Below are 8,482 nucleotides of genomic sequence, written 5' to 3' on the forward strand. Positions count from 1 at the left end.
TGATAACTCTTTTTAACCTCAGTTATTGGCAGGAGCCTCGACCGGAGCCGGAGGCGAGACTGGAGCCACTTCTGCGACTGGCGCAACTTCTGCTACTGGAGCGACCTCTGCTACTGGAGCGACTTCCGGTGCCGCAACAGTCGCGGGAGTTGGAGCAACTGCGTCGACCGGCGCATCTTCTTCATAAACGATTTCGACACGACGGTTTTGCGCGTTGGCCACACCATCTCTGGTTGCAACACGAGGTTCTGCCTCGCCCTTTGCCAGCGTGGTTATCGCTTCAACAACCTTGCGCTCCAACAGATAGGCTTTGACGGTCTCTGCTCGACGCAACGACAATTTCCCATTGTACAATACTGAACCGGCGCGGTCGGTATGGCCTGTTATGATCACAGACGGAGAACCGCAGGTGCCATAGGCATCCGCCACTGTATCAAGTGTGGTACGCGCTTCAGGGGTCAGTGCGATGCTATCAAAATCGAAGAACACCAAATACGAACCGTTGTCACAAATTGGCGACGGCGGCGGTGGAGGAGGCGGCGGTGGAGGCGGCGGTGGCGGTGGCGGTGGCGGCGGGGGTGGTGCAGCCTCAGTCGCACCAAACCGAAGGACAAGCGACCCGTAAACCGCGTGATCCTTAGCCTGTCCGTTCAACCGACCGAGATACCCCACGCGACCGGTCGCGCGCTTGCCAAGTGCGGCAGCAAGCGAACCTCCGAGTATGAATGAATCCCTCTCGATACGGGGCGAGCGAACCGTAAATCGGCTGCCCATCGGCGCATCGGTAAACATCGCGCTAGACAGGAAAAACTCTTCGCCAAAGTCATGGCGATAAGCTGCCTTGATTTCCGGCACGACCGCGCCTGAACGAAGGCTCCACTTTACACCTGCAAACATCGACGTTTGATCTTGCTGCTGTTCACCCAAAGTCAGGTTCGCACCAGGGACGCCTTGCTCGCGCACTTCGTCGAGTTTCACCGAAGTGTAATCAAGAGCAATGAAAGGCGAGATCAGCAACTTTCCAAGGCGAAGACGAGCACCAATCTCGGTGTTCAGCGCGAAGACTTCGGCGTTAACGTCACCGGTAATTTCACCGGATGTTGTGCCGATTGAAATGTTGCGCTCGCTATCACCCTGAAGCTTCGAGAAGTTTCCATTTGCGCGGATATAGGCATCGCGACCTTCATAACCGGCAACCAGACCTGCCTGCCAACCATCCGACTTGAGCTCGTTGCCAAAGCGGCTGAATTCAACGTTTACTTCGCGATAACCGCCAAATGCTGCAATGGAGAAACCACCATCACCATAGCCTGCACCAAACAGGATATGCACGCCGTTGGCATCATAACCGCTTGAATTGCCATCAAAGTCTACATTGCTGTTCCCATGTCCACCCATCGCGAAGATGCGAAGACCCGGCGATTTGGGCTCGCACTTGTCTTCCTTGTCGCGCACGCAGGTCAACTGGTCGTTGAGGTTGGTGCTGACTTGCTGGCTAAGGTTACGAACAGCCTGAACGTATCCGGCATATTCAGCACCAGACAACTGATCGAGCGCTACGGGATATTCAGCAGGCCCTTGCTTGAACAAGTTTGCCAAAAGGTTTCCGAATGGCCCTTGTTGGATCGGGCTATAGACGTTCTCGATGCCCTTGCCGACTTGCGTCTGGTTATAGGTAAGACCCGGAACAGCACCAAAACCAATACGATCAATGATCAGATCGACGTTCTCGAAACCATCATAACGAGCCTCGGGCTTTAGCAGCGGCGTCAGATATGACGTCACAACACGATCAAAGCGTGTTCCACCCAGATCGTTGGAGTCTATAACGTTATCGAAGAAGTAGTCATCGTACAGGCCATTCGGAGTGGGCAGACGAACTTCCAGCGTCCCGGCAAGGCGTGCAGTCTCGGCCCGCAATTGCGGATATTCAGCCTGGGCAATGCTTGCCACCGAACTTGTTGGAAGTTGCAGTGCAAGCGTACTGCCGCTTTTAAAGGTCAGCGTCTCAACGTTTACCTTGCTGGCACCTTCGTAGGCATATCCACTCGCTGCCGAACGATTGACCGGGTCAACCAGATACAGCGTACCGCCACCCTGAACCGCCAAGTGGCCGCGCAGCGCCTTATCCGTGTTTACAACGCCTTCAAACGTCAATTCACCACTACGGACGTCAAGCATGTCGTCACCGGAAATCTCAATATTGCCGTAGACGTTGCTTGCGCCAGTGAAGTTTACCTTCACTGCATTTGGTGCATTGCGTGTATCGATAGCTGTTCCGCGCAACCAAGCATTGCCCGGCGCAGGAGTTGCAGCGAAGCCGCTTACGAGTGGCTGGTTTCTGACCCGAGAAACAATCGTTCCGCCATTGTTGTTGATGGTAAACGTCGCGGCGGGAACATCGTCCAATTGAAGCCCGGTAACAAGAATGCCAGTCGACGACCGCTCGGCACCAAGAGCAGAATTCACGTTCGTTTCGATCAGCCCGGAGTTGTTGAACACCGCGCTGTTGAGGCCTGAATGGAAGGACACACCCGTCGCCACGATGGACGTAAGATCCCCCCCGGTACCACCGGCGGTTGCACGGATTGTTCCCGTGTTCGAAACCGAACCTGCAAGAGCGGCCGCGCCATCTTGCGCTACGAATTCTGCAGCAGTCGCAGAAACGGCTAGATATCCCGACGCGAGGCCATCTGCCGAAGCACTGATGTCGCGGCTGTTGACGACATCAAGGATTACCTCATCGCCGCCGGCACGATACCCGGTTGCCGTTGCAAAGGTGTTGCTTCCTTCAGCACTATTCGAACGTGCAAAGCCGTTGGCGTCGATCAAACCGCTGTTGCGCAGACTGATCGTGGCAGCATCGCCATATGCTGATTGCACAACGCCCAAGGTCGTGCTGTCTGCAGAGGCTGATTCAATACCGTCAGCGGCTGCGGAACCTTTAGCGCTGATATCACCAGCGTTGACCAAGCTGACCTTGGCAGCATCACCGTTGGCGATTTGTGCCAAGGTAACGCCTTGATATTGCGCGCTAGCGATGATCCCATCAGCAAAAACCGTACCCTGTGATTTGAGGCTCGCGTTCTTTGCATTGCTTACAGTTGCCCCAGCATCAATACCGTATGCCGATTGGGCAACATTTACGATTGATCCGCTAGCATTTGCTGTGCCGACACCTTGGGCCGTTACAAGACCAAGCGAATTGATTTGACCGGTGTTCGCAAGCGATACGGTTGAACCAAGAGCCTGTTGGCTAACCAGTGCGCCGGGCAATTCGCTTTCGACAGACCCGATTGCACCAGATGCGCTTGCATTGCCATCACCATCTCCGCCACCATGCGCAGCGGCCAGCACAGTGCCCGAAATACGAGCGCTATTCGTGATCGTTGCCGTTGACTCTTCGCTTTCAACAAATTGGCCAATTCCGAAACCGATTTCGGCAGAAGCGTTGGCGCTGTCAGCGCGCGAAAGTGCAACCGCACGAATCTCGGCAGCATTAGAGTTGTTGAAGACAGCCGATGCAGTTCCGCCTGTTGCTTGCTGCATCACGCCAGCTTCAACTTGTGAACTGGCCTGCGATAGTTCGCCTCCAAGGGCAAGACTGTTGGCGCTTGCTGTCAGTTGACCGCTATTCGCACCGTCGATTGTTGCAATATCGCCTACTGCTTCTTGCGCAATCACCGCGCCAACGCGCGATGTAGCATTGCTGTCCTCTACGCCGGCCGACAAAGCGCTCGTCGTTGCAGCAATAGAGCCCGAGTTCGACGCAGAGGCCGTCGCTTCATTGCCGACAACCGTTTGCGATACAACGGCGACGACATTGGCTTCTGCGTTTGCCGTTTCGCCGGAGAAGCGATCATCTAAGACATAAGCGGCGCCATCAATGATGACAAACTGCTCAAGGAGTTGCTCGGGCGTCTGGCCACCGGGAACCAGTGTATTGGCACCAGCACCGCCAGCTTGCGCATTTGCGCTGGCCTGCATCGTGCCAGACTGAGCAAACTGCGCGCGGGCAACCTCTGCCGTGGCGTTCTGCAATACGCCGCCGGCATCAACCGTGCTGTTAGCACGCGAAACACCGTTCGCAACCGCACTGCCTTCAGCTACCACATTGCCTGCCGAAGCAAAGCTGACCGTTGCTGTGTCCACGCCAACAGCGCTTTGGATAAGTCCTGCCGCAGCCCCGCGTGCGCGGGCATTATCAGCGCTGGCATTCGCGCTGCTTTCAGCGGAAAGAATGCTTCCCGCAGCACCGCTGTAGCTTGCAGCAGCTTCGTTACCCTCGGATACCTGCACTACCGAAAGCGTGCTTGCGCCTGCTCGAGCGCGATTGACGCCTGTTGCGTTAGCTTCCGACGCGAATTCCAGCGTGCCCGCATTGTTGATCGTGGCAGTCGACCCGATCGCAACTTGCGACACGCCTGCCAACGGCCCGACTGCGGGTTCTTCTTCGTGATCATCATGGCTAGATTCGTCATAGCTATCGCTATTGTCGGATTTAGAGCCCGATTTCTCGTCACTATGATCGTGATCCGAACCTGAGTCATTATCATGGCTCTTGTCATCATGAACTTCAAATTTCAGATGTTCATCGATGAGGGCGCCAAATGCCGGTAGTGGCAATTGCGAACCATTCAGCGGCAATCCGATGGCGGCCTTCGCCACCGCGCGATCCTGAGCGCCTTCCGAGTCAGCATCCCCCGAGGTTGCTTGCGCAAGCGCATGACCTTCGATTGATCCCGTGTTGTTAAGCGTAGCGCTCGATTGCGAGCTTTCAACGTGTTGACCAACAGCTTGGCCGGTGAACGCTGTCGCTCGTGCTGTCTTGCCTGCCGACGCGGTTGCATCTGCATCAACGTGAACGGTTCCGCTATTGACGATTGTTGCCGAACCAGTGTCACCTGCAACAACGTTTTGGGCAATGCCCTGGAACACAACTGCACCAGCATCTGCACGGACGGAGCCGCTCGCATCTGACCGGGCAACAAGGTTCACGTTAGCTTTATTTTCTACCGTGGCGCTTGCCGTTGCTTCACCGACAACGTCTTGCGAAATGCCACGCATTATTGCGGCAAGTCCTGCTGCACGTTCGGTGCCTTGCACGCTTGCCGAAGCATTGGCTTCAAACAGTCCGTCATTCTTGACCAGCGCAGAAGCATCAACGCCCCATGCACGCTGATCAACGGGTTTGCCCAGAATGGCAATGGCGTTGCCGCTTTGCGCAGGATTGCCTTCGGTCGGGTCGGTTGGAGCAAGCGAAGCTTCAGCCGAAAAGTTTATCATGGCAGTTTGTGCGTTGGTCAGTGAGACCGAACCGTTACCGCCCTCGTAGGCATCGGCATGCTGCTCCGTACCACTGCCCACCACAGCAATCGCAGCATGTTCTGCATTGCCATCGCCACGGGCCGGGAGTGCAAATGCGCCTGTGGCGCTGCTGTTCACCGAAAACGCGTTGTTATTGGTGATCGAAAGGTCAACCGACCGTCCTTCATCAACATCTACGTCTTGGCGGACACCGTAGGCGATCTTGCTGGACGCCAGAACATCTTTGCGCGGCTTCTCGCTACTGGCGAGCGAAGCTGCCTGGATGGTGGTGTCGCCATCGTTAATCAGGACGGCCCCGCCATTTCCATACTCAACTTCAACTTTCTGACGTATCGCGCCGCCGTCTTCGCCGTTTACACGATTGACCGCAGCTTCCGCCACGCCGCGCTCAGAAACAACATCAGCACCAAATACATTCACGATTCCCTGTGGAATGCGCAATGTGCTTACATAGTCGGCACCTTTGGCCTTTGACTTGGCGATGATGCCCGAAACATTGCCAGCGTCACCGGCGAAAACTGGCGTTACGGCTAATGCAAGTACCGATGTGCTTGCTGCAAAAAGCCTGCGCGAACGTGAATTTATCATCTTACCCCCTGGTACGGCCCAACGATGCCCAAGAATCGTCAGGCCGCGGAATTCAGGTTTGCCTCTTACCCCCCCCCGAAACACAAGGAATTAATCATAATGCCACATCGCATGATCAGATTAGACATGTAATATATCACTTTGGGCTATGAGCTTTGTTATCATGGAGGAAATTTGATGCTGATCTGGCAGCGATCAGCCAATTACATTGGATTTAGAGCGCCTTGCGTCTGATCTTGGTCTTCGTTATCGCAACAGTAAGTCCGCTGGGGACCTGCCTTTGGTCGATTTGCGCCTTGGGATGCTCAGATAGATCGACATATTCCTGCGCCATCTTTCCTTGTAATCGGCCAAAATTGGCTTCGGCACGGTCTTGCAGATTGGTCGAAATGAACTCTGTGTGCTGGCATGGCGTCAGCACCACCCATCCGGTTAGGCAAACGCTCAACTGGAAAAATGGTATGCGATACGTTCTACAAAAATTGCGCAAACCATATTGCCGAAAGGACTCCCTTTTGTCACTCGATTGCATGTGAGGCCTTGGTAGCGTTTTCATCACCAGCATTTAGGTAATTTTTACGTTCTGATCCAATATCTTGAACTACTATGGGAGCAACCCCACGTCGCCACAAACCGATGCTCACCGGCAAATTTGCCTTGACCAGCCCGAAAAATGATAAATGATAACATGTCGAATTTATCATAGCGCGTCATTACAGCGCGCGAACGGTTTTTGGAGGATAGCTTGATCCGCTCACTCTTAGTAATTACAGGAGCTTTCACGCTCGCTGCCTGCACGGGTTCCAGCAAGGAGGCAGATGCCGCCAAGCAAGAAGGCTCGGGCAAGATCACTGAATTGCGGACGATCGACTACAATTGCGCTGCGACCGAAGCGCAAGATGCCGCTCCGTTTGATACAGTCAATCGCATTAGCCTTGATCTTGTTAACAACAGGATTGATATGTTTTCGAAAGACAGAGTTTGGCAATTTCATGGTGTCGAAAATAGCGAAGCCGAACGGCATTCGATCAGTATCGCGTTTATCGGAAAAAATGTGGCCGCATGGGGTCTCGACAAAAGCAATCCGTTCACCTTCTTTTTTGACAGGGGCGGCAAAAAAGTCGTTTTCAGCCTGATCTCGAATGGCAAAGTACAAGCGGTGTCTTATTCTTGCTAACAATTTTTGACACCTACCACAGCGCTTTCATTCCGAAAATCAAGCGCTAGTGGAAATCGCGCTGAATACCGGCGCTAATCCCGGGAGTTAACACGACAGTTAAACCAGCCTCTTAATCAGTTTGGCGGTTCATATGCTGCTGGAGTGCCGAAGCGTAAGCGGAGGCGTTACCGCTCGACATTACCCCTCTCTGCTTTGGCAACGCCCCCACATTCACGCCGCTATTTGCAAAACCGGGGAGTTCAAGCTCGGCCAAAAGCGAGATGATGCTTTGCTCGATATCGGTCCGGCGCCTGCCAACACCGGGTATGAGGTTTAGATCGAGATACGTTAGCCCATAAGAGAGAAGATCCCTGAAACCAATCCGCTCAGCCAATCCGTTCCCCACACGGAAGTTCATCTCTGTGGCCATGAGCGACAAGGCCTCGCTGGCCTGATGTTCAAGCCTGCGATCCGTTGTGCGGGATCTGTTTTTCAAAACGAGCCAATCGAATACCGGTTGGCTATGGGCCAGTAATTCAGCTCTGATTTCGCTGACCAGGCATCCAAAATTCCCCATCCGGGTAAGCTGGCGGGTTACAGGGTGGGTTTGCCCCAAGGCGTTAAGATCAAAAGTCGAACTTCCAACAGGCGTGACCAGAGTATTTGCGATCGCAATAGCGTGGCGTGCCGTTGTCGAGTCTGCGCCTGGTAAATCGATCACAATAAAATCGGTTCCTGATCCGATCCTGGCTATCTCCTGATCCAGAAGTGGTCCGCTTTGCCTCTCCAACACAAGATGGCGTGCTGATGGAAGGCCGACGTTCAGGGCTCTGTCCGTACCCGCACGAACATTCAGCGTATGCGAAAGCGAGCACTGGCGGCGATCCAGGTCAATCGCGAGGACGCGGGCGCCTGAATACGCAAGAGCCACTGCGGTGTGGAACGCGAGCGTGGATTTACCAACCCCGCCCTTTTCATTGGCAAAGACGACGATATGGGCACCGGGTCGGCGGCGGGTCATTGCCTGTTTGACGATGACCGAAGCAACAGGAGGGGCGCTTGATCCCTCCAAAGCAGGATCGTGGCGTGCCAACATTCCGTTCAAAACCGGCGCGGTTTGATCCATCGAGCCATCCCCATCATGATTTTACACGCTACTACCTTCACCATTCCGCATCTACATCCAACATCAAAATCACATCCTCGATGTTTTGTGTAAAAATTATCATATTTTAATCAAAAAATAAACGTTGCATATCGCACTAAATCTGAAGATCGAGCCGCAAGACCGTTCCCCAAATCCATGGCCTTCGACGCGTTCATGAGCACCGCCTAAACACCATATCAGCTCACTTAGGCTCAGGACTCATTGATTGAGCCAGAAGATGACGGTTGCGGCGATGCAGA

At 54.2% G+C, this 8,482-nt stretch carries 3 protein-coding genes; 1 reads left to right on the plus strand and 2 read right to left on the minus strand.

From position 1 onward, the window contains the following. Positions 1–18 precede the first annotated feature (18 nt). Complete coding sequence (locus tag IP81_RS01745) at positions 19–5,916, minus strand: autotransporter domain-containing protein (protein ID WP_054106243.1); 5,898 nt, start codon at positions 5,914–5,916, stop codon at positions 19–21. Positions 5,917–6,661: 745 nt separating this feature from the next. On the opposite strand from IP81_RS01745, the gene IP81_RS01755 reads away from it, so the two are divergent. Further along, positions 6,662–7,093, plus strand: a complete 432-nt coding sequence (locus tag IP81_RS01755) for a hypothetical protein (protein ID WP_157573038.1) — start codon at positions 6,662–6,664, stop codon at positions 7,091–7,093. A gap of 112 nt (positions 7,094–7,205) precedes the next feature. Here IP81_RS01755 and IP81_RS01760 read toward each other — a convergent pair whose 3' ends face one another. Further along, positions 7,206–8,201, minus strand: a complete 996-nt coding sequence (locus IP81_RS01760) for a division plane positioning ATPase MipZ (protein WP_082355888.1) — start codon at positions 8,199–8,201, stop codon at positions 7,206–7,208. Positions 8,202–8,482 lie beyond the last annotated feature (281 nt).

Origin of the sequence: Novosphingobium sp. AAP83 (assembly GCF_001295795.1) — a bacterium.
Classification (GTDB): domain Bacteria; phylum Pseudomonadota; class Alphaproteobacteria; order Sphingomonadales; family Sphingomonadaceae; genus Novosphingobium.

What these genes read in the sequence shown, in the direction of transcription:
- IP81_RS01745 (WP_054106243.1), bottom strand. Translation starts at nt 5,916, where the DNA reads ATGATAAATTCACGTTCGCGCAGGCTTTTTGCAGCAAGCACATCGGTA.
- IP81_RS01760 (WP_082355888.1), bottom strand. Translation starts at nt 8,201, where the DNA reads ATGGATCAAACCGCGCCGGTTTTGAACGGAATGTTGGCACGCCACGAT.